We start from the raw sequence: 22,743 nt of genomic DNA on the forward strand, positions 1-22,743 counted from the left end.
AGGTGACAATTTGGGGGTTTGCTAGCAAGCAAATCCTTTTTTTGTGTTTTCTTTTTATTTATAAGGAGCAGCGCCATGCTCATCGATTTTCATACACATATATTTTCTCCAGATGTTTGTATGCATCGAGAGCGTTATTGTCAGCGCGATCCCTGGTTTAGTGCCCTCTATACTAATCCTCGTGCCAGACTGGCCTCTGCGGAAGATCTGATCGCCGAAATGGATAGCTCTGGTGTAGATGCTGCCGTCACTTTTTCCTTTGGCTGGACTGATCCTGCTCTTATTGAGGAAGCTAATAGCTATGTTCTTGATGCTATGCATCGCTATCCAGGCCGTATCTATGGCATGGCTGTTTTGCAGCCAACAGCTGGTAAACGTGCACTTAACGAGTTAGAACGTTGCGCCCAAGCGGGTATGATTGGGCTTGGTGAATTGATGCCCCATGGCCAGGGCTACTCTTTAGGCGACATTCCTTTGTTAACTCCCATCATAGATATTGTTCGCCACTATCAGTTGCTCGTTCTTTCACATTGTAGTGAGCCAGTTGGCCATATCTATCCCGGGAAAGGCAATGTTTCTGTACAGGATATTGTCACTTTCCTGACCGCCTTTCCCGAAGTACGTTTTATTGCGGCCCATTGGGGTGGAGGCCTGCCCTTTTATACTCTGATGCCAGAGATCCAGCGTATCGCCTCGCATGTGTGGTATGATACAGCTGCAACACCATATTTGTATCGGGCAAAGATTTTTCCAACGGTTGCGCGTCTGGTGGGCGCTGACCGTATTCTTTTTGCTAGCGATTACGGCCTACTCAGTCAGCAACGTGTGATCAAGCATATCCAACAATCTGGTCTGGATGCCGCAGCACTAGATATGGTACTTGGGCGCAATGCCCAGGAGCTGTTAAGTTTGTATAACCCTGCCTTACACGGCAAATCTTCCCAATCATAATCTGAATTTCTTGTTATTACTTATTTCAGACGAGGTACTTTTGTTATGCGTGTGGTTTCTCTTGGTAGCGGCAGTAGTGGTAATGCTTTCCTTGTTGAGGCAGGCCCTCAAGGACGCACAAAGCTGCTACTAGATGCTGGACTAAGTACTCGCATGCTAACAACCCGTCTGGCTTCCGTAGGCGTCTCTCTGGCCCAAATTCAGGGTATCCTGGTGACCCATGAACATAGCGATCATGTCCAGGGCATTCCTACTCTCCTCAAATCGCAGCGTATGCCAGTTATCGCTGATATGCGTACCCTTAAAGCTATTCAAGAGGGCGTGAGGACCGGTGTATGGCGCACGGATTCTGGTAGAGTCGTGCGGGCAAAGTTTCAAGATGAGTCTGCTGTACTCGCTACTATGCAGACGACTGAAATAGTAGGCACTACCATGCTACTTGAAGAGGGAGATATAAGCGTAGTTACTCCAGAGACATCCACTGCTATCAAGCTACCACATCAAGAGTTGCCCGCTGGATCCCGTCTTAAGATTGGTGATATTGAGATTACTTCTTTCGCTATCTCGCATGATGCTACTGCCCCATGTGGTTTCCTTTTACAGGCTGGTGGTTGTCGTGTGTGCCTGGTGACAGATAGCGGTGAGGTCACGCCAACTATGCTGGAACATATGCAGCATGCGGATCTCTTGATTCTTGAATCAAACCATGATCGCGAACGCCTCTGGCGCGGGCCATATCCCTGGCATTTAAAACACCGGATTATCAGTGCAACTGGTCACCTTTCTAATGATCAGGCTGGAGAGGCGGTGTTGAAAATATGGCGTGAACGTGGTATGCGCTGGCTCTGGCTGGCCCATTTAAGTCGTACGAATAATACTCCAGGCCTTGCCTTGGAAAGTATGCGCCTGTATCTACGGGCCGCCCATGTCAATCTGGCTTATATCAAAATAGTTGCCCTTCCACCAACCTTAGGCCAGATCTGGGATTCAACGCAGTTGTGGCAGTAATGTTATGCCATTGAAAAACAGACATGTGAACCGTGTTCACGATGGCTTTGCTAACGCATAGCGTTGTTAGCGTACGGCTCGTTAGTCCTCAATGCCAGATGTATGCGTTCAATAGCAGGTCTGGCATCCAGCGACTCATAGAAACCGAGCGCCTGTTCCAGGTAGTAGTGTTCCAGCCCGATATCGCTATCGCGTTCCTCTAAGTTGGTCCGCATTGCTGCTCGATGTTGATAGAGTAAACCTAAATGATATAACGTGTGGGCGCGCTCCCAGGGAATATCCAGTTTTTCACAATAGTCATTCGAAAGGCGCAGATCCGTCTCGGCTAATGCTAATTGTCTTTGAAGCATATACATGCGCCCACGTGCGCGTAACGCAACGGCCAGACTTTTACGCGATCCTGAGTCCGTACACAGCTTTATCGTACGTTCAAGCAGTTCTGCCAGGCCATCAAGTGTGTTGGTTGTCACCAGTAACTCTACCAGTGTCGACATGATAGCTGGATCTGGAAATGGTTCGCTATTGATGAATTTATCATGATAATCTGCCAGGGCCCGGGTCCAATCTTCCTGAGCCAGATGGATCGCATGCATTTTCGTGTCAATTGACGTACTATCTTCCAGGCTTGTCCGCTCACTTTGTTGGGATAATAAGCGCTTATATTGCTGCGCATATTTATCGCCTTCTTCCAGTTTTCCATGGTGGTAAGCGATGGTGGAAAGTGTCTCTAATGCCCATAATTGGCGTTTTTCATCTTGCTGATATTTTTCAATGAATTGCAGAATCTCCAGTGCCACCTTCTCAGCATCATTCCAGCGGTTCCAACGCTGCCATACGCGCATGCGACCAACCATGCTTGTCAGTACCATGCCAGGACTCTCCATTGTCAGGGCGTTACTCCAGGCCTGTCCATAGTAATTCAGGGCAGTGGCATACTCAGCCACCTGCTCGTAGGCGATGCCGAGCGAGTAATGGAGGTCGTAGAGTTCTTCACGATCGGTAATCAGATGTTCAAGTTTGAGTCGGCGTTCCTGAAGTTCGATGGCTTTAGTGTAGCGATGATACTCAAAGTAGATAAAGCCCATTGCATCCAGTGTCAGCGAGAGTGTGCGTGGGCTATTTAATTCTTCAGCCATATGCAGAGCCTTGTGTCCACTCTGCAAGGCTTGCTCCGCCAGTTTGTGTTTCTGGTCACCTGGTGCTTTATCCAACTGGCGAATATACCAGAAGGCTTGATAGGTCAGAAAAGCGATATATTCGCGACTGGTTGGTGTTCCCTCAAGAATTTTCAAGCCCGCATTGATATATCTGCGCACCTCCCTGGGATCGGGGAGCGTAACGAAGCGGGCCAGCCAACGTGTCGCGAGTAATGACAATTGTTCATAGAGCCTGAGTAAATGCTTTTTGTCAGATATGACACCATTATCGGTCGCCAATTGTAATGAGCGCCGTAATTGCAGCCAGGCCTCATCAAGGTTGCCCCGTTGGGCATGTGCCTCGCCTACCTTCGCCAGCAACTTGCTTTTGTCTAGAGCATCCGCGTGTTCATCATTTAATAGCTCAAAGGCATCGTTATAAGCCTGCAAGGCCCGTAGCCCATAATAACTGTCCATGGCTTGATCACCAGTCAGCGTTAAGTACTTGACCGCTCGATCGCGTAAGTCCTGGCGCGTCAGACGGACTGGACTCGCGGTTGGTTGTTGTTGATTGTATATTTCGATATAATCGATAGCCGCATTAGGTGACCAGGTAGCCAGGGCTCGTTGATAGTGGTAAGCGATAAGTTCAACGAAATTTGCTTGCTGATCGCTTGTTTGCTCATCGAGCCAGAGCGCAAGCCGTGCATGTTCGCGTGAGCGTCGCTGACGTGGCACATTATTATAAACCACATCGCGAATCAAGATATGCTTAAAGATAAATGCCCGATCAATCCTGGCAGGTGTGGCCGCTTTGATGCTGATCTCTGCGATAAAGTCTCGACGTATCAAAGCTACCAGTGCCTCTACCACCTCTTCAGGCCGGAAGCCCTGGGCCAATTCTAATAGTGTAGATAGCCAGAAGGTGCGTCCAATGATAGAACTATGCTGGAGTATCAACTTCTCCGTGGGATTAAGCAGGTCAACGCGGGCCGCCAGCACTCCTTGAATGGTATCAGGAACATGGGGAAGCGGGATGAGATAAGGATTATTGAGCAGCCCATCTTCTAGCGTTTCATTGGCGACGCTTTGTACCGGTTGTCCTAGCTCACCAAGTGTGCCGTGTTTAGGATATTCTACATGCCAATACCTTTGTCCCCGTGCCTGGTTCTCTCCACGTACAAGAATGCCTTGATCGATGAACATACGTATGATCTCTTCAACGAAGAAGGGATTGCCCTCAGAACGAGCCAGGATGGTATAGCGCAAGGCTTCTGGCAATTCGCTGGTATTGAGTAGGGCATCGATCAGATCGCTGCTCTCCTCCCAATTAAGCGCGTCTAGCTCGATGGTCGTAAAATTGCGATGACCGCCACCCCAATCGCGACGATGTTCCAGAAAATCAGGTCGTGCGGGACAGATGAAGAGTAGAGGTACAGATGTGATACGATCCGTCAGGTATTCAAACAAGTCCAGTAGCGCTTCATCCGCCCACTGTAAATCATCGACCACCACAATCAATGGTTGTAGTTCACCGAGCGCCTCTAATAAAACACGCCAGGCCCGTAGCAATGCACCCTGGGCTCCACTCTGTTTGATCGTGGCGGTGCGCATCGCTGTCTGTACTTCAGGCTTTGGGCGTTCGTTATAGTCCGGCTCATCAGCAGAACTCTCCTTATTCAGAAGTCCACGGCCAATCCGGCGTAATAATGTCTCAGCAATCTCTTCAGGTGACTCGTTACGTTTGGCCTTAGCAAAGGTCACACGCAGAAATTCCACAAAGCGTTGCTGAACAATCTCATTCGTATCGCCATCCTGCACCTTTAGAATGGTACGCAGGATCTCAATTAAGGGCCAGTAGGTTAAACCTTCTCCATAAGGAGGGCAGCGGCCCTTGAGAACCAGCGGTGGTCGTAATTCACCCATAGAAGATGCACTTTTGACAAGTTCTTGTTCGCGCTTAATAAACTCGCGCACCAGGCGGGATTTACCAATGCCTGGAGTTCCCAGGATGGTGATTAAGTGTGGTCTGCGTTCAGTTTGAACACGGGCATAGCTGGCATGCATCAGGGTCAACTCCAGGTCTCGACCCACCAGCCGTGTATTCCCTCCTGTCAGGCCCCTTGGATGCTGGGTGATGATGGGTGTTGATTGCCGCAGGCCTTGTACGACATAACCTGAGATAGGCTCAGATTTGCCTTTGAGATGAAGTGGAGCAATCGCTTTAAAGTCAAAAACTTCACGGCTTGAATGATAGGTGCGTTCTCCTACCAATATAGTATCTGGTGTCGCCATCTGTTGCAGCCGGGCCGCGATATTGACTGCATCCCCCGTGATCAGGAAGTCCTGGTGTTGTGTCGCCGTCGAGCCAGTGGCTGCCACTTCACCGGTATTGATGCCAATGCGCATTTGCAGGCGTGTCGCATCTGGATCACGTTCCAGGCGCTGCTCATTAAAAACGGTGAGCGCGGCCTGCATATCCAGGGCGGCGCGGATCGCGCGATCGGGATCATCCTCGTGGGTGATAGGTGTGCCAAAGACCGCCATTACGGCATCCCCAATATATTTTTCTACCGTGCCATCATGTTTTCGAATCTGTGCCGTCATCAAATTAAAATAACCAGTCAGGATAGCGCGCATATCCTCTGGATCCAGGCGGTCTGCGAGAGGAGTTGATCCGGTGATATCGGCGAACATCACGGTAACTATACGTCTCTCTTCTGACGAAGTGAGTAATGAGGAACTTGCCGGTGCTGATATTGCTTCTAGCATCGGCTGTGTCTCATTCGCATCGACGATTGGTTCCGGTTCAGCTGATATTGTGGGTCTCTGGTTACTTAAGAGAGAAATTCCGCATTCGATGCAAAATTTAGCACCAGGAGGATTAATGGTCCCGCAATTGGGACAACCAAGTAGGCGAGTTCCACATTCCAGACAAAATTTGGCATTGATAGGATTAAGGGTTTGGCAATTAGGGCAGCGCATACAAATCCAGTTTTTCTGTTATTTCTTTGCTATGAATTGTTCTACTATATCATTCTCCATTGTACAACACCTCTGGTCGTAATGAAAACTTTTGCCTGGCGTAACAGGGCTTTTTAATGTTCACGAAAAAGGCTGAATCGCAAGTGACCAGCTACACCCTATCTCATGTGTGGAGTGTGTGTGGGGCGGCTGCGGCCGCCCCACACACACTCCACACTCACAACCCGGCGCCGCAAGGGAAAATTAAATAGCCCTGCTAGCGTAATTCAGCAGGTTTATGAGTTATGGATGTTATGAAGTAGCTTATAATATGCTTGTATGATCTGATCAACTGTCTGGCAACGATGCACCTTTTACAATTGAAGTGCTATAGTCTATGGCTTTATATGGATGAAAGCTTACACACTTTCTACTTGACGTTTTTATTTTTGTTCCGTACTATGGATGTTGATGAAGGGAGATGCATTATGGAGCGAGATTTTTTCGTAGAGAGTCGTAGTTACGATAAATTACTACGTGGGACGTGGCGCGCATACCGGTTAAATAGCGATCTCCAATTGGCGAATGGTGGACAACAGATTACTGATGGACGTGATGATGCTTGTATCAGGCTCTGGTTGCCTGCTGGCACTCCAATGAACTGGTCATCTGGTACACGTAAGTTGCGTAATAATTGTCTGCAATTTTTCTGGCCTGATCGCTGGTATATGTTGAGCGCTTTTTACAATGAAGATACCTTAATCCATACCTATGCGAATATTATTCAACCCGCTCAGATCGTGTTGGATCAGCTTTCTTATATAGATCTGGATTTAAGTACACTCGTCAAACCTGATATGAGTTATGAAGTATTAACCCAGGCCGAATTCGATCATATGGCGATTACTTTGCATTATGATGAGCAGACGCGCATCAGCTCACTGATGGCATTACAAACGATTACCAGTACTATTCAGCGTAGCATTGGCCTCTTTTCAGTCGTGCCACATCATTTGAATCTTAACCAGTTACATACTGCCTGCAACCAATCATAACTGCCTGTACTCATTTTCAATGAAGAGAAGGAACGAAGACCATGCCCAGACGCATCGATCATGTAGCCATTATTGTACATAATCTTGAACAAGCCCTGACCTTTTATCGCGACACGTTGGGTATTACTCCCAGTGAGATTAAAGAAGTGCCAACCGAGCAGGTGCGTATCGCCTTTCTTCCTATGGGAGGTCCTGAAGGAAGCCAGCTAGAACTTATCGAGCCGACTCCCTCTAATGCCAGTCTGACAAAGTTCTTAACGAAGCGCGGCGAAGGTCTCCATCACCTCTGTCTGCAAGTTGATGATATAGATAGTGCCCTGAACGATCTAAAAGCCAAAGGGGCCGCCGTTTTGGATGAGCAGCCTCGCATGGCGGCCGAAGGACGAGCCATCTTCCTGCACCCAAAAAGTTCCAATGGTGTTCTGCTAGAATTATTGGAAAAAGTCGAGTAGGCATAGCCCCTCTCTGGTTCAATTGTGATCATGACACAACGCAGCCAGGTATATAGACGTACTAATATAGTATGAAAGGCGTTTGTGCCGATCATGTATTGTTGAAGATAAGAGAGCATGGGCATAACCTGTCTATTCTCAGTCGTATCCACTATACAATATTGATATAATAGCATCAAATTAACGGAAAGTAATCAGTAGAGAGATAATTGTGATAAACCAGCCTCCTATAGGTCAGGAAGCGATGATTGCCGCCAATCTTGCCCGCGTACATGCACAGATAGCCGAAGCGGCCCTACGTGCTGAACGCAGGCCAGAATCAGTGACGCTTGTCGCTGTTTCTAAAACAAAGCCGCTTGAAGCTATAAAAGTGGCGTATAATTTAGGAATAAGAGATTTCGGTGAGAATCGTGTTCAGGAAGTTCTGGAAAAACAGGCTACATTTTCTCCACCAGATCTTCGCTGGCATATGATCGGGCATGTACAGACCAATAAGGCTAATAAGGTTTGTGGCTCTTTTGCGTATATTCATAGCGTTGATAGCCTGCATCTTGCTCTGTCCCTCCAGCGCGCCGCTGAAAAGAAGAGCCACGCTGAGGAAACGGCTGTAGTACAACCAGTATTATTGCAGGTCAACATTTCAGGGGAAGCGCGTAAGGAAGGCATGACTCCTGAGGAGACACCAGCCATTGCTCGTCAGTTACGGTCGTTATCACATCTAAAGGTGCAGGGATTGATGACTGTTGCGCCCCTTGTAGACGATCAAGAGCAGGTGCGTCCAGTGTTTCAAGCGTTGCGTCAGTTGCGTGATAAGCTTCGTCAGGAAGTGCCAGAGTACTCCTGGGACCAGCTTTCGATGGGTATGACTGACGACTATCCTATCGCGATTGAGGAGGGGGCAACTATTGTGCGCGTTGGGCGTGCGATCTTTGGTGAACGGGTCAAATAATAGCCAGGCGCATATCGGTAAGCCCTGAGTCTGGCCGCAAAGCCGTTAACAACCGATGGCATAAAAAGGAGTATCGGCATGAAAATTGATGACATCTTGTTTAGCCGTAGAACCCGACAAAATCATGCGCTTGAGCATGCCACTTTTACCATCATGGGAAATATGGATCCTTCCTTAAGTGCTAGTGCTCGTTCAAATTCAGATGGCTTTATCATCTTTGGCGATGTGGACCTTGGTCTATTGAGACGAGCTCTAGATGAGGCTCTGGAACGCTTAAAGGCTGGTGAGGCTGAACTGGCTATCCATCCCAATTGTGGTACCAATCTGGCTGTTGGCGTTTCCATGGTCACTATTGGTACATTGTTGGGCATGGCCTCCAGCAACAATCGCACCCGTGTCGCTTCCGCTACGGCCTCTTCAGTTGCTGGTTGGATGGCTGCACGACCGCTGGGTGAATATGTGCAGAAGCACTTTACGACCTTACCTGACCTTGCCGGTGTACGTGTGACGAATATCGCACGTCGAAAATTGTTTGGCTTTACCTTTATTGAAGTACGTACTATTCAGGAGTAACCATGTATACGCCACCACCTTTGCCTTTCCCCATCTTCTCGTTGCTGATCCGCTATGGCATTAGCTTCCTGATCCTGGCAATGCTGGTTCGTGCCATTGCCATGATGTTTCGTGTGGACGAGCGTAATGCCTTTATTCGTTTTCTGGCGCGTCTGACTGATCCCTTCATCGAGCCTGCACGTCGCATCATTGGGCAGCTTGGGGTGCTGGATCTCTCATTTTTTATCACCTGGTTCATGCTGACACTGATACAAGCCCTACTGTTGCAGGCCATGCCAGCCGGGTGGTAAAAATTGTTAATCTCGATTCGAGTGGTACCCCGTAGTGGGAAAAATGTATTGGAATGGGATGGGGAGGGCTTGAAGGCGCGTTTGACCGCTCCTCCTGTTGATGGAGCCGCTAATCAAGCATTGATTGCCCTGCTCGCCAGCCAATTAGCAATTCCGAAGCGGGCAATCACGATTGTGCGTGGGACCACAAGTCGGCAAAAGGTGGTGGCTATTGAACAACTGACGCAAGCAGATATAGAGCTGAAGTTGCCGAAGAAGTAATAGCCATTCTGCAACAAACAGGCGGGCTCAACCTGATAGAGGTTGAGCCCGCCTGTTTGTTGCAGAATAACCTTTATTTGACCAGGAAGGTGCCTGCACCTAGATTGTCTTCCATGTGAATGCGTCCTATTTCATCAAAGTAGAGGATAAGCATGGCTTTGTCCGTAGGGTCCCCATTTGAGCCAAAGCTGATTTGTCCACTGACACCCTGTAATCCCTTGAGGGTTGCCAGAGATTGCTGTAGTGCAGTAGATTTCAGCGTTGTTTCGCCATTGAGGGCCTGTTTGGTACTGGTTAGTAAAGCCAGCATAGCATCATATGAGAGTATGACGTTATTGCTCGGACGATCATAGCCATAGCCTCCCTTGGAACCGTTACCTCTATAGGCGCTGGCATAATCCTGAAAGAAAGCAGGCTTTTTATTGCTCTGCTTTAGTACATCCCATTCATCGGGATAGGCAAAGGCAGTGAAATGCATGCGATACAGGTTCTTACGTGCGCTCTCAGGATAGCCACCAAGTTCATAAAGCGCATCACCCCCGATAATCTGTGTCTTCTCCAGTTGAGGATGATTAGGAATATCCGTCAGCAAATTGCCCACGTCATTTGAATAGCCAGCAAAATAGATCAGACCTGGATCTGCTGTGATTTTTTGCATTCCAGCAATGATGGAGGCTTTATCATCTTTCTTATACTTGATTACCTGTGTTACCTGGCCGCCGATATTCGCTGCTGTGAAAGCGTTCTGGAAATCACTTCCCAGGCTCTGGCTGTATGAGTCTGCATCATCCTGGAAGACGACTGCCTTTAGCTGTTTAAGCTTATCTTTCGCATAGGTTGCCGCCACACTCGCCTCGGTGAGGTTGGATGGTGATACACGGAAGAAGTAAGGTGAGCGACCGCTTAAGCTATCACTGGAGGCGGTAGCCGAGACCATCGGAATATGATTTAGTGTCAGGACGTCCGCTGCATTTTCAGCGTGTGAGCTAAAGGACCAGCCCATCACACCTACAATAGTCGGATCCTTGGCTGCGGCCTGGACTATCTGGTTGGCAACGGTGGTGGCGTTACCCGAGTCGCTGCCAGTGTTCGCGATAATCAAGCGTACTTTGACGGTGCCGAGCGTGTTTTGGGTATTCCACTCATGTTGCGCCACATATGCACCTTGCAGATTATCATGGCCAACGCCGGCATTGGGGCCAGTTAAGATGGTGCCTACTACATAAGTGACATAAGGGCTGCCAGAAGAGAGTACACGCAGATTCTCCTGGTAGATATGGGCTTCGGCATCGCTTGAGTCGCTACTAATCGCGCTATTCCAGTATGTATTGGCCTGGCTTTTGTTGCCTTGTGCCAGTGCTTTGATTGCACTTGCCTTAGCTTCTGCATTGGTACGCTGAGTGTCAAAAGCATAACTACCATCACTTAACCCAATAGCTTCGCCCTTGATTGTGGTGACACTGATTGGATTACTGGGTTTTTGAGTATCCTTTGCCCCGGTCTGGCTGGTATTGCCAATAGGTCTGGCTCCACCTCCAGGCGGGACAGGGTTGCCAAGGTTTGGAAGGACAAAGATCAGCGCGCCAATAATGATAACTACTATAATGAGTAGCAGGAAACTCCACAGCAGATAGTTGTTGTCTTTCCTGGCTGGAGCCTGGGTTGGCGGGTACATCCCTCCCATCTGCTGTTGCTGTTGTTGTGGCCGTAGGGGCCTGGGTTGTTGTGCTTGATTGTTATAGGGAGACCGTGTGCCTGCTCTATTGGCTGGCTGTTGCTGGGCCGTGTTATAGCCTGAGGCGTATGCTGAGCCAGCGCTAGCTGCCGACGAACTGGCCGCTGCTGGAGGTGTAGAGTTATTCAGTGGTCGTGATGATCCCAGTACATAAGAACTGGTATTACCACTCGTATGGAAGCGCCGTTGCAACAGGTCATCTACCTCTTGCCTCATTGCGCCCGCATTTTGATAGCGTTTAGTGACATCAATAGTCAATGCCCGTGCGAGAATATTCTCTAGCTCAGCAGAGACCTGTGGATTCAATGTGCGCGCCCGTGGATAATTGAACGGTGGATAGTTACGTGGGTCACGATTGGTGACCAGGTGATGAATAGTGGCCGCCAGGGCATAGAGATCGGAGCGTGGATCGGCATTACCCTGATATTGTTCTGGGGGGGCGTAGCCAGGAGTACCTAACGCCGTTGTCTGTTTGCGTTTGGCATGCTTGGCCTCGTCGGCGCGCGCAATGCCAAAGTCCACCAGACGTGCCCGTTTATCTCTGTCACTGATAATAATGTTAGCTGGCTTAATATCGCGATGCACAATGGCCGGCTTCTGTTCACCCAGATACTCCAGGATATCAAGTACCTGAGACATATATGTCAGAGCCTCTTGCTCGGGCATGGGCTTATTTGTCCGTTCCATATAGTCTTCAAGATTCTCACCGGGCGCATATTCCTGCACCATATAGTAGCGTGAGCCTTCCTGAAAACTATCTGTCACGGTTGGAATGAGGGGATGATCCAGGCTTGCGAGTGTATCTACCTCGCGCTCGAAGTTACGTTCATCTTCCTTGCGCTGCTCAGGATCATTCTCGTCTGAAATCAGCTCCTTAATGACCACACGTTTATTGGAGACACGTGAGTCGCGCGCCAGGACGGCTGCCCCCATGCCACCTTGACCCAGCACTTTTTCGACCACATAACGGCCCTGCTGTAACTTTGCGTTAGGAGTCAGGGTGCTGGATACACCCTGGCCTCCTCCCGTTGCTCTGGCACCAACCCTCCCGCTACCATTGCTGGTAACCTGAGTTGGCGTGACCGTTTGCTGGTTATTTTGTTGTACTTGTCCAACTATCGTTTGGCCACCAGATGTTGGATCCAGATAACCACCACAATTGGCACAAAAGGTTTCATCTGCCGGATTATCCGTGCCGCAAAAAGGACATTTCATAGTCGTGCCTTATTATTCCAATCTCGTAGCTATAAAAAATGTTGTGATGATATTATACAATGTCTATTTCTGTTTCAAGAAGCGGCCCAACGCTGCCGGTTCCATGTGAATGCGTCCTATTTCATCGACGTAGAGGACCAGGATCGACTTTTCTATCGGATCGCCATTGGGACCAAGAGAAATTTGACCACTCACTCCTTGAATAGTATTTGCCCCATTGATTTTCAGCAGGTAGTCCCGCATATCCTTAGGGGTCGGCTGTTTCTTTCCTGCATTCAATGCCATATTGTACGCAGTAAGCAGGGTTATGGTTGCATCATAGGAGAGAATAACATCATTGGCCGCACGCGTAAAGCCATATTTACCACCTCCCTGTTGTCCATCAGGGTTGAATGCCGCTGAGTATTCAGAGAAGAAGGCTGGCTTTTGCGCGCTGTATTTAAAGACATCCCATTCATCAGGATAGGCAAAAGCGGTGAAATGTAAGCGACTGAAGTTAGCCTTCGCGCTACTCTGGTAGCCTCCCAATTGATAAAGTGCATCTCCACCCATCACTGGCAATTTGCCTGGAGGCAGATTAGAGAGTACGGTACTGACATCGGTTGCATAACCTGAGAAGTAGATGAGGTCAATATTTTTCGTTGATGCATCTTGAATTGCCTTGTTAATACTCCCCTGGTTGCCAATGGTGTATTGCTCGTTGATGATCGTGTTTTTGTCGGTACCTTCAAACTGCTGACGAAAATCTTGTGCCAGGCTCTGGCTATAGCTATCCTTGGGATCATAGAAAAGAGCCGTTGTTTTGGCGTGTAGATTCTTCTCGGCATATATCGCTCCCTGTATACCCTGTTGCTTATTGGCGGGCGCTACACGGAAGAAATATGGTGATGCGTTAGTAAGCCCATCGCTGGACGCGGTCTGGGAAAGCATAGGAATCTGGCTCTTACTTAAGGTCTGGATGGCTGCCAGGGTACGTCCACTATACGGCCAGCCCATTACTCCTACAAAGGTAGGATCTGTTTTCTGCAGACGAACGATTTGTTGGGCGACTTTGACCACATTATCTGTTTTGCTACCAGAATTGGCGATTAACAGGCGTACCAGTGTACCATTAGAGAGTCTACCTGAATCATTGAATTCTTTCTGGGCTACATAAGCTCCCTGTAGATCGTCTCGTCCAGTATCGAGCTGATCACCACTAATCATTGTTGCAACTACCAGGGTCACATAGGGGGTTCCCGAATTGATGACGCGAATATTCTCTTTATAGATGAGTGCCTCGGCATCGTTAGAGTTTTTAGTTATGGCCTCATTAAGGAGAGAAGTGGCTTCATTCGTATCGTCTTTATGCAATTTGAATTGTTGGGCTGCTTGTGTTTTTAGCGAGCCATCCGCCAGCGTTGTATCCAGGGCGACCGTACCATCGCTGATACCGATGGGCTCGCCATTAATCATGGTGACCCCAATGGCGGGTGCTTCAACCGGTTTTGGTTTATTGGCGCCTACAAAGTAATAGTTGGTCACGAATATACCGCTTGCTATGAGCAAGATCACCAATAACAAGATCAGGAAGATTAGTCCGCCTCTCCGTTTTTTCTTAGCTGGTGGTGGCTGTACCAAATAAGGTGGGGGCTGTACTACCATATGGGACGCTTGTGGTGGTTGTATTGGATAGGTATAGTTTGATCCAGATGTAGGGCCAAAGTTTGGCAAGGGCTGGACTGGTGTTAATGATGCTCCTGAATGGCTCGGGATCGGTGTATGTGGTGGTGGTGGCGGCGGTGTTGGTGTTGGTGTTGGTTGAACTGGTAACGGTGTCGAAGGTATTGGTGTTGGTCCAGCAACTTGTGTTGGTGGGTAATTAGGACCAGATGTCTGGGTCTGGGCCGTACTTGCTTGTGTTGCACCCAGGTTACCTGAAGTGCCCAGGGTATAGGTATCGATGTTGCCTGAAAGGCCAAAGCGTTGCCGCAGGAGCAGGTCAATCTCTTGCTTCATAGACGCGGCGCTTTGGAAACGCTGATTGATATCATTATTAAGCGCTTTGATCAGGATGCCCTCAATTTCTGGTGAGAGTTGAGCATTGAGTGAGCGTGCGGCCGCATAATAAAAAGGCGGATAATTACGAGGGTCACGATTGGTTAAGACATGATGCAGTGTGGCCGCCAGGGCATAGAGATCAGAGCGTGGATCGGCATTTCCCTGATATTGCTCTGGTGGAGCATAGCCTGGAGTTCCCAATGCTGAAGTCTGCTTACGTTGTGCGTTTTTTATCTCATCGGCGCGCGCAATACCAAAATCTACCAGATGTGCCCGGCGATCTTTTGTGCCAATAATAATATTTGCGGGTTTGATATCTCGATGCACAATTGGTGGCATGAGTTGTGATAGATAATCCAGGATATCGAGTACTTCAGAGCCACAGATGAGCGTCTCACGCTCTGTCATAGGGCGCTGAAGATGATTCAGGTGCTCTTCTAGATTTTCACCATCCACATATTCCTGCACCATAAAGTAGCGGGTGCCTTCTTGAAAATGATCGGTGACGTTGGGTACCAGTGGATGATCAATATGTGCCAGCGTAGATACTTCACGCTTGAAATTACGTACATCTTCTAAGCGGCTATCTTGATCCACGTTGTCAGAGATCAACTCTTTAATAACTACAAGTTTGCCATCCAGGCGAATATCTGTGGCGAGCAACGCTGCTCCCATTCCTCCCTGTCCAAGGATCTTTTTTACCACATAGCGACCACCTTGAAGACGTGAACCCGAGCTTAAAGAACTCGAAACGGTAATTCCACTATTTGAAGGTGTATTATTCGTCAAGGGAGCACTCAGATTTTTACCACAATTTCCGCAAAAGCGCACGTTATCACGTGTTTCTGCGCTGCAGTAAGGACATTTCATCTTTCTGCCTGCCTTCTAAGACATGAGCAAAATATTGCCTGTCTCGTATGGTAATACTTATTTAGGCGTGTTACACGTATATGATGATCTTTTTTTTATCTTTCCAATTGCTCTATGGAATTGGATGCATCTGACATTTATAAATGACGCTAAAAAAGACCTCTCGCAAATTAAGACAAAAATAATTACCTCGAATGGACAGTTGTGTACTGCCATCTCTAGATCTGATTTCAGGATTTTCTTGTATTGAAACAAGCATTCATCAATTTTTAATAGTGTAGTCTCTTCTATGCATAGGTAGAAAAATTATACTAGGTTTCTGGATAGAAGTCGAGCGTAGTAACGCGAAAATAGACATACTCTTATTACATACGTAATCTTATGTGAAAAGTTAAAATAGGAGATGAGCACAAAAAAAACCCTGCCCGAACAATGTCGTTAGCAGGGTCAAAAGTACCAGGGACAAATATACTATCCCTAAAAAAGTATTTAGCGTTCGATTGGTGAGCGGACAAGGCTGCCCCACTCTGTCCAGGAACCGTCGTAGTTGCGGACATTTTCGAAGCCCAGCAAGCGGGTCAATACAAACCAGGTGTGTGCTGAGCGCTCGCCAATACGGCAATAAGAAACGATATTCTTATCTGGCGTGATGTCTTTATTTTTGTAGATTTCGCTTAGCTCTTCGGCCGATTTAAATGTGCCGTCTGCATTAGCTGTCACTGCCCAGGGAATGTTTTTCGCGCCAGGGATGTGACCAGCACGCTGTGCGCCTTCTTGTGGATAGTTGACCATGTGGAGCAGTTCACCGCTATATTCCTGTGGGGAACGTACATCGATGAGGCGTACATTGCTGTCGTTCAAGCCGGCTAGAACCTGGTCACGGAAGGCACGAATGCTCTCATCTGCAGGCTGTGCATGGTAAGTAGTTGCCTCATAATGAGGAACCTCTTTAGTGTATGGGCGGCCCTCGGCTTCCCACTTTGTACGACCACCATTGATGAGCTTCAAGTTTTTATGACCGTATTGGGTAAATAGCCAGTATGAATAAGCCGCATACCAGTTGTTGCGATCACCATAGAGCACAATGGTTGTGTCGTTTGTAATTCCCCATTTGCTGAAAAGCTTCTCAAGTCCTTCCTGGTCAACAAAGTCGCGACTCAGGGGATTCTGAACATCGACATGCCAGTCAAGTTTGACCGCTCCAGGGATGTGGCCGACTTCGTACAGCAGTACGTCTTCATCGGCTTCAATCAAGCGTACATTGGAATCATTTAAATGGTCTGCAACCCAACTGGTATCGACGAGCGCTTCGGGATGTGCATACTCAGACATATGTCTGGCCTCCTTGTAATCACCTTTTATTGTTGACTTAGTGGATCAACATTCAAAACTTCTACTGTAGTATAGAAGCTGTGCATGGTTACTGTCAAGGGAAAACTGTACAGTTTTTGACCTTTTCTATGGATTTCCTGACTGTTCGAAAATGTATGCCATTACACAAAAATGTGCAGTACGCATTTTTGTGTAATGGCATGAAATAAATAAGTGGCTATTGTTGCACTATTTCAGGATTATTCCCAGGCCACTTTTGATGTTGGAGAGATCATAGATGCCTCCCCTTTGCTCATAACCACTGAGAAATGGATCTTCGGCCAGGAGCATTGGTGTATCCAGATCTATGAAACGAAACCCTCCAAGGCCTGCGGCAAAGTGGGCTGCGGCACTGATAGCCAGGCGGGACTCAATCATGGCACCAATCATCAGTTGCATATGGGCGGCTCGACACAGGGCTGCGATATCTAATGCTTCCACAATACCTGTTTTCATCAATTTGATATTGATGACATTTGCGGCCGCGCTATTGATGATATGTGAGACCTCACCCAGACTGCCGGCGCTCTCGTCTGCGGCGATAGGAACACTGGTATGTTGCATAATATAGCGCATACCTGCCAGATCATCCTTATGTACAGGTTGCTCTAACAAGAGCGGGCGAATGTCCCGATCGTCCAACGCTTCCAGGCAGAGCAAGGCTTCATTTGGTGTATAGCCCTGATTAGCATCCAGGGTGATGCCAAGATGAGGCGCTCCACTACGAATAGACTCAACCCGATTGACATCCTCACGCAGGTCGCTACCAACTTTCACCTTAATGGTGTTAATGCCTAGCCTGACCGTCTCTTCCGCCAGTTGATAGCCACGCTCAGCAGAGACGATAGGAATACTCATATCAGTCTCGACCTGTGAGCTTGCTCCGCCAAAAAACGCGTAGAGAGGCATTCCATATGAACGTGTAAGGGCATCCAATATCGCCATCTCGATGCCGGCGCAGACAGTGGTCTGACTGAAATACAGGCTGCGTACTAATTTTGCTAGCATGCGCCAGTGGGCGACATCCTGGCCCAGCAAAAGATCAATGCAGCCGCGCGCGGCTGCCAGTGCCGTTTCTTGTGATTCTCCAGTACTGGGTGGAAATGGGGCGCACTCACCATAACCCACGCTTCCATCTTGTAATGTGAGCGTGATCAGGACGTTGCGTGCCTCTGAGATGCTGCCAGTTGCAATGGCAAACGGCTCAAGTAACGGCATATTTAATGGTTCAACCGTCATTGAACGAATAGTGGTACGGGCCATACTCGCTCCTTTTGTTGCAGGCTAAAAACTTGTGCGGTTCCTCTGACGATCGTCAAAACGTTCCAGGGCCAACTCAATCAAGCGATCTAAGAGTTCGGGATAAGGTAGACCACTGGCATTCCATAATTTGGGATACATACTGATTTCAGTAAAGCCAGGAAATGTGTTGACCTCGTTAATATAGACCTTTTCTGTCTCTTTATCAATGAAAAAGTCTACGCGTGAAAGTCCACTCAGATCCAGGGCCTGGAAGGCTTGTACTGCGTAGCGGCGGATCTCTTCGGCTGTTTGCTGAGGAATATCGGCGGGAATGACGACGGTGGATTTATTGTCTATATACTTGGCTTTATAATCATAAAAAGCATTGCTCGCCACAATCTCTCCGACTACTGAGGCTAGAGGCTCATCATTACCCAATACGGCACACTCTAACTCGCGGCAATTGATGTTTTGCTCGACGATGATCTTGCGATCATATTCCGCCGCTACACGCATAGCGTGCTCCAACTCCAGGCGATCATGGGCCTTATTGATACCTACGCTAGAACCCAGATTGGCTGGTTTCACAAAATTAGGATAGCCAAGCTGTGCTTCAATGGCATCCATGATCTCTTCAGGTGAACGTTCCCATTGGTTACGGCGGTAGACCAGATATTTCACATTGGGCAAGTGCGCCGTCTCGAAGATCATTTTCATCTTCTCTTTATCCATACCAACGGCTGCGCCCAGTACGCCACAACCAACATAAGGTACATTGGCCATCTCCAGCAGACCTTGCAGAGTGCCATCTTCACCATAGGTTCCATGTACGACTGGGAAGACGACATCCAGTTTTCCCTCTTTGTCCAGCGTGGTTCCTTGTTTAAGCGGGATCAGATGTCCGATGGTTGGATCGCCGGTAAAAGTGACGCTGGTGAGGTTGCTATTCTGGGTGTCTGTTTGCACCGCTTGTCCGGCTGCCAGCAACTGAGCCGGCTCGGCGCCCAGGAGCCACTGACCTATCCTGGTAATACCAATTGGCACAACTTCATATTTTTCAGGATTAAGATTATCCATGATCGCTTTAGCCGAGGACAATGACACCTCGTGTTCTCCAGAGCGACCTCCAAATATAACTCCCACACGGATCTTTTTTTGTGACATGTCTCATCCTTTCTATCTGGATGGATCGTTATGGCTGTAGTAAGGCCAGCAACGTATCCATGCCCAGACCCAGTGAAGCTTTGAGCAATACCAGGTCGCTGCTTTTAACTTGCTCTTTTAAAAGGTCTGCCACAGCTCGTTTGGCTGCCTCTAATTCCGCTGGATTTTCTAAGCGGGCGGAGTAATAGTAGGCATTGTTTTCGGGCATGCCAGCTGCAAGCGCACCTTCTACAAAGAAGCGTGCCTGCTCGCCAATCGCGACAAGGTAATCAATTTGTCCAGCCAGCTCTCTACCCGTCTCATAGTGTTCCTCGCGGGCATAAGAACCTAATTCTAAGATATCTCCTAGAATGGCCCAACGTTTTCCGCCCTCATCTATCTGTGCTTCATGCATGGACTTTGCGATCGCTACGATCGATTGGCGATTGGCGTTGTAGCTATCATCAATCAGAGTACTTCCATTCGGACCTGCTTTGATTTCTCCTCGCCGTTTAAAGGCCCGTAGATCTCCAAGCGCCGCCGCAATGTCTTCTAATGAGATGCCGGCCGCCAGACCGACCGCAGCGGCAGCCAGGGCAATGGTAATGCCATGTTCGCCTGGAATGTGTAACTGAACGTGGGTTTGAGCCCCTTGATACGTTAATGTAAAGGCGCGACCGCGTAGGGTATCGCCACTGATATCACTGGCGCGTACCAGTGCATCTTCAGCGGTACCATAAGAGAGGATGCGTGCCTGGGTCTTATTGCTCATTGCCCGTACCCTGAAATCATCATAATTCAGGATCGCAATACCATCGGGCGTTAGAGCCTGGACTAACTCACTCTTGGCCTGGGCGATATTTTCCTGGCTACCAAAAAATTCCAGGTGAGAGGTGCCTACATTGGTGATCAGTGACCAGTCTGGCCTGGTAATAGTGCAGAGCCAGGCCAGTTCGCCCACCCACTGGGCGCCCATTTCCAGAACAGCATAACGATGTTGTTCCTCCAGGCGTAGCAGTGTCAGGGGAAAACCAATCTCTGTATTATAAGAGGCTAGCGTTTTGAGCGTGGGAGCTAAGCGTTCTAATACGGTTGCTACCGCCTCTTTTGTGCTTGTTTTACCATTGCTACCGGTGATCCCGATATAGGTGGTTTCCGGCTGACGTTGCGTTCTGACGCGAGCAGTCGCATGCAGAGCCTCAACAACATCAGGAACAACAATCTGGATAAAATTCGCTGGCACATCTGTAGACTCTTCACTACAGAGCGCGCCAATCGCGCCAGCCCTGGCGGCGGCTGAAATAAAGCGATGACCATCTACTCGTTTCCCTTTGATCGCAATAAAAAGATCTCCGGGTGTAATTTGACGATTATCATGGTGAGCTGAGTGAAAAACGAGATGTGGATCGGGAGCTGTACGGCTAACTATAAGAGCCTTTCCATCAGTACCTTGCAGTATGTCATTGAGGGTGAACATGCTGTTGTATCCTTTGCAATTCTACTGTACTTTGAGCTGATTATATCATGGCTGGCTAATAGCGTCTCTGTCAAATATTTAGTGCCATGTGCAAGTTTTCTACATACCCACTCTTTTGAGGAGGAAGATGGCGAGGCGGTCGCGACCGCCTCGCCATCTTCCTCCTCAAAACAAGCGAGAGCCGTAGGCGCGAGGGGTGAGGGATAAAACTTGCACATGGCGTTATTTAAGAACGCACGAACTGTGCACCAGGCACATTTCAGATGAATGAAATTTTTGAGATTTCTAAAAAAAGTTCACAAAAACGTAGTATTTCGAAATAAGGTATGGTATAATCCCAAGATACTGTATAGCACTTAGTTGCTTTCAATGGCTGATCCGTGAAAGCTGTGCGTTACAGAAGATAGACCTTTAATGGGATTTTAGACCCAAGAATTGAGAAGCATTTATGTCATTCACAGATCAGACGTTGGTTTGCCGAGATTGTAATCAGGAATTCACCTTTACCGCTGGCGAGCAAGAATTTTACGCTAGTCGAGGGCTAACAAACAACCCATCACGTTGCCCATCATGCCGGGCCGCTCGTAAGAGCAGCATGGGTGATCGTTCCCGCTCATCACGTGGTAACGACGGTGGCTATCGTGAGCCACGTCAAATGTATACCGCGATTTGCGCAAGTTGTGGTAACGAAGCCCAGGTGCCATTCCAGCCCCGTGAAGATCGCCCCGTTTATTGCAGCGATTGCTACCAGCCTCGCACCGCAAGCCGCGGTGGTGATAGCCGCGGTGGTGATCGCCGATCGCGCTGGTAAGCCATATGAGCGAAATTGTTATTCAAGCCGGTGAGTCGTTTGAACTTGCGCTGAAACGATTCAACCGTAAAGTGCAGAACGCGGGTATCCTTGCTGAGGCCCGCCGCCGCCGTTACTATGAAAGCCCACAGTCTCGTCGTAAAAGGAAAGCAGAGGCCGCTCGTCGCAAACAGCGTCGTTCTCGCTTCTAAATTCTTGTAAACGTGTAATCTTTGCAATCAACGTAACACAACGTCAATAGAAGGCGCGCCCATAGAAAAAGTCTATGGTGTGCGCTTTTTATTTTGCCCCTTCTCCTTTTCCTCCCCTTCTTACTTGTAACCTTAACAGATTGTGCCACGTGATAAAGCGTGAATAGAAAATCTTCTCCGCTTATTTGCTTGTAGACGGTGTTTTCTACCTTTGCTAATTAAATATTAGTCACTTGACAAAGGGAAGTGTATGTGTTACTCTTCTACTAACGTTAATGTAGTCGCTAACAATTAGTTAGCACATGGAGGTTTATCTTAATTATGACTTGGACAATTGATGCTTCGCATTCGCATATTGGTTTCGCAGTTCGCCACATGGTAGTGAGCACCGTTCGTGGACAGTTCAATGCTGTTCGTGGTACATTGAATCTGGATGAGGCAAATCTTGCCGCTTCCTGGGTTGAGGCTGAGGCCGATGCTGCTAGCATCGATACCCATGATGCCAACCGTGATGGTCACCTGCGCTCTGCTGATTTCTTTGATGTTGAGAAGTTTCCAAAAATAACTTTCAAAAGCACCAACGTTGAGAACGACAGTGGCGATTACAAAGTTACTGGCGATCTCACCATTCATGGTGTAACAAAACCTGTAACCTTTGCCGTTGAGTACTCCGGTTTTGTTCGTGATCCTTATGGTCTGGATCGTGCTGGTTTCTCTGCTCAGACAAAAATTAACCGCAAAGATTTCGGCCTGACCTGGGGTCCAGTATTGGAAGCTGGCGGCGCTGTTGTTAGCGACGAAGTAAAAATCAATCTGGAGTTTGAGGCCACACAGCAGCCTGCATAACTCTTTTGATTTCTCAAAAAAGTCAGGAGTCGGGCCAACTCGTAGCTACGAGTTGGCCCGACTCCTGACTTTTTTATATGCATGATAGTTTTTCAATAGCATACAATAGCACTGAGACGATACGTTCACTATGGCGCAAATCTAGCAAAGCAATAAGGAGTAT

The 22,743-nt window shown here is 48.3% G+C and carries 18 protein-coding genes and 1 pseudogene; 11 read left to right on the forward strand and 8 right to left on the reverse strand.

Features of this window, described 5'->3' with window-relative positions; translation table 11 throughout:
• Nucleotides 1-75: 75 nt before the first annotated feature.
• Together EL633_RS11935 and EL633_RS11940 are read left to right on the forward strand one after the other, a co-directional pair.
• The gene (locus EL633_RS11935) at nucleotides 76-951 is read left to right on the forward strand and encodes an amidohydrolase family protein (protein ID WP_126627393.1); all 876 of its coding nucleotides are present in this window, start codon (nucleotides 76-78) and stop codon (nucleotides 949-951) included.
• 45 nt (nucleotides 952-996) lie between these two features.
• Complete coding sequence (locus EL633_RS11940; RefSeq protein ID WP_126627394.1) at nucleotides 997-1,959, forward strand: MBL fold metallo-hydrolase; 963 nt, start codon at nucleotides 997-999, stop codon at nucleotides 1,957-1,959.
• Nucleotides 1,960-2,009: 50 nt separating this feature from the next.
• Here EL633_RS11940 and EL633_RS11945 read toward each other — a convergent pair whose 3' ends face one another.
• Both EL633_RS11945 and EL633_RS38130 read right to left on the reverse strand, forming a co-directional pair.
• The gene (locus tag EL633_RS11945) at nucleotides 2,010-5,867 is read right to left on the reverse strand and encodes an ATP-binding protein (protein WP_246039122.1); all 3,858 of its coding nucleotides are present in this window, start codon (nucleotides 5,865-5,867) and stop codon (nucleotides 2,010-2,012) included.
• 75 nt (nucleotides 5,868-5,942) lie between these two features.
• Nucleotides 5,943-6,080, reverse strand: a pseudogene (locus tag EL633_RS38130) (zinc-ribbon domain-containing protein); the annotation flags it as partial.
• Between the two features lie 467 nt (nucleotides 6,081-6,547).
• Between EL633_RS38130 and EL633_RS11950 the strand changes: the two are divergent.
• From EL633_RS11950 to EL633_RS11975, 6 genes are all read left to right on the forward strand, one after another.
• Nucleotides 6,548-7,114: a ribonuclease FAU-1 family protein gene (locus EL633_RS11950; RefSeq protein ID WP_161982096.1), complete on the forward strand. Its 567-nt coding sequence runs from the start codon at nucleotides 6,548-6,550 to the stop codon at nucleotides 7,112-7,114.
• Between the two features lie 41 nt (nucleotides 7,115-7,155).
• Nucleotides 7,156-7,566: a methylmalonyl-CoA epimerase gene (gene mce / locus EL633_RS11955; RefSeq protein ID WP_126627397.1), complete on the forward strand. Its 411-nt coding sequence runs from the start codon at nucleotides 7,156-7,158 to the stop codon at nucleotides 7,564-7,566.
• A gap of 211 nt (nucleotides 7,567-7,777) precedes the next feature.
• The gene (locus EL633_RS11960) at nucleotides 7,778-8,515 is read left to right on the forward strand and encodes a YggS family pyridoxal phosphate-dependent enzyme (protein ID WP_218027470.1); all 738 of its coding nucleotides are present in this window, start codon (nucleotides 7,778-7,780) and stop codon (nucleotides 8,513-8,515) included.
• A 78-nt stretch (nucleotides 8,516-8,593) separates the two neighbouring features.
• The gene (locus EL633_RS11965; RefSeq protein WP_126627398.1) at nucleotides 8,594-9,088 is read left to right on the forward strand and encodes a DUF6391 domain-containing protein; all 495 of its coding nucleotides are present in this window, start codon (nucleotides 8,594-8,596) and stop codon (nucleotides 9,086-9,088) included.
• A 2-nt stretch (nucleotides 9,089-9,090) separates the two neighbouring features.
• Nucleotides 9,091-9,378, forward strand: a complete 288-nt coding sequence (locus EL633_RS11970; RefSeq protein ID WP_126627399.1) for a YggT family protein — start codon at nucleotides 9,091-9,093, stop codon at nucleotides 9,376-9,378.
• A gap of 3 nt (nucleotides 9,379-9,381) precedes the next feature.
• A complete protein-coding gene (locus EL633_RS11975; protein WP_126627400.1) occupies nucleotides 9,382-9,639 on the forward strand; it encodes a DUF167 domain-containing protein in 258 nt (85 codons plus the stop codon).
• Between the two features lie 73 nt (nucleotides 9,640-9,712).
• Here the strand turns inward: EL633_RS11975 and EL633_RS11980 are convergent, their stop codons facing one another.
• The 6 genes from EL633_RS11980 to EL633_RS12005 form a co-directional block, all read right to left on the reverse strand.
• Nucleotides 9,713-12,589 (reverse strand): protein kinase domain-containing protein, encoded by a 2,877-nt coding sequence (locus EL633_RS11980; RefSeq protein ID WP_126627401.1) that lies wholly within the window; start codon nucleotides 12,587-12,589, stop codon nucleotides 9,713-9,715.
• A 63-nt stretch (nucleotides 12,590-12,652) separates the two neighbouring features.
• On the reverse strand, nucleotides 12,653-15,334 hold the full coding sequence (locus EL633_RS11985) for a bifunctional serine/threonine-protein kinase/ABC transporter substrate-binding protein (protein WP_161982097.1): 2,682 nt from the start codon (nucleotides 15,332-15,334) through the stop codon (nucleotides 12,653-12,655).
• A 654-nt stretch (nucleotides 15,335-15,988) separates the two neighbouring features.
• Nucleotides 15,989-16,831, reverse strand: coding sequence for a sulfurtransferase (locus EL633_RS11990; RefSeq protein ID WP_126627403.1), 843 nt, complete (start codon nucleotides 16,829-16,831; stop codon nucleotides 15,989-15,991).
• Nucleotides 16,832-17,059: 228 nt separating this feature from the next.
• The gene (locus EL633_RS11995; protein WP_126627404.1) at nucleotides 17,060-18,133 is read right to left on the reverse strand and encodes a dipeptide epimerase; all 1,074 of its coding nucleotides are present in this window, start codon (nucleotides 18,131-18,133) and stop codon (nucleotides 17,060-17,062) included.
• A gap of 21 nt (nucleotides 18,134-18,154) precedes the next feature.
• Entirely contained in the window at nucleotides 18,155-19,276 is a 1,122-nt protein-coding gene (locus tag EL633_RS12000) for a D-alanine--D-alanine ligase (protein WP_126627405.1), read from the reverse strand.
• Nucleotides 19,277-19,304: 28 nt separating this feature from the next.
• Nucleotides 19,305-20,732: a UDP-N-acetylmuramoyl-tripeptide--D-alanyl-D-alanine ligase gene (locus tag EL633_RS12005; protein ID WP_126627406.1), complete on the reverse strand. Its 1,428-nt coding sequence runs from the start codon at nucleotides 20,730-20,732 to the stop codon at nucleotides 19,305-19,307.
• A gap of 448 nt (nucleotides 20,733-21,180) precedes the next feature.
• Between EL633_RS12005 and EL633_RS12010 the strand changes: the two genes are divergently transcribed.
• The 3 genes from EL633_RS12010 (at nucleotide 21,181) to EL633_RS12020 (ending at nucleotide 22,580) form a co-directional block, all read left to right on the forward strand.
• On the forward strand, nucleotides 21,181-21,543 hold the full coding sequence (locus tag EL633_RS12010) for a zinc-ribbon domain containing protein (RefSeq protein WP_126627407.1): 363 nt from the start codon (nucleotides 21,181-21,183) through the stop codon (nucleotides 21,541-21,543).
• Nucleotides 21,544-21,548: 5 nt separating this feature from the next.
• Complete coding sequence (gene rpsU / locus EL633_RS12015; protein WP_126551285.1) at nucleotides 21,549-21,734, forward strand: 30S ribosomal protein S21; 186 nt, start codon at nucleotides 21,549-21,551, stop codon at nucleotides 21,732-21,734.
• 321 nt (nucleotides 21,735-22,055) lie between these two features.
• A complete protein-coding gene (locus tag EL633_RS12020; RefSeq protein ID WP_126627408.1) occupies nucleotides 22,056-22,580 on the forward strand; it encodes a YceI family protein in 525 nt (174 codons plus the stop codon).
• Nucleotides 22,581-22,743: the final 163 nt, after the last annotated feature.

This window comes from Dictyobacter alpinus (assembly GCF_003967575.1).
GTDB lineage: Bacteria > Chloroflexota > Ktedonobacteria > Ktedonobacterales > Ktedonobacteraceae > Dictyobacter > Dictyobacter alpinus.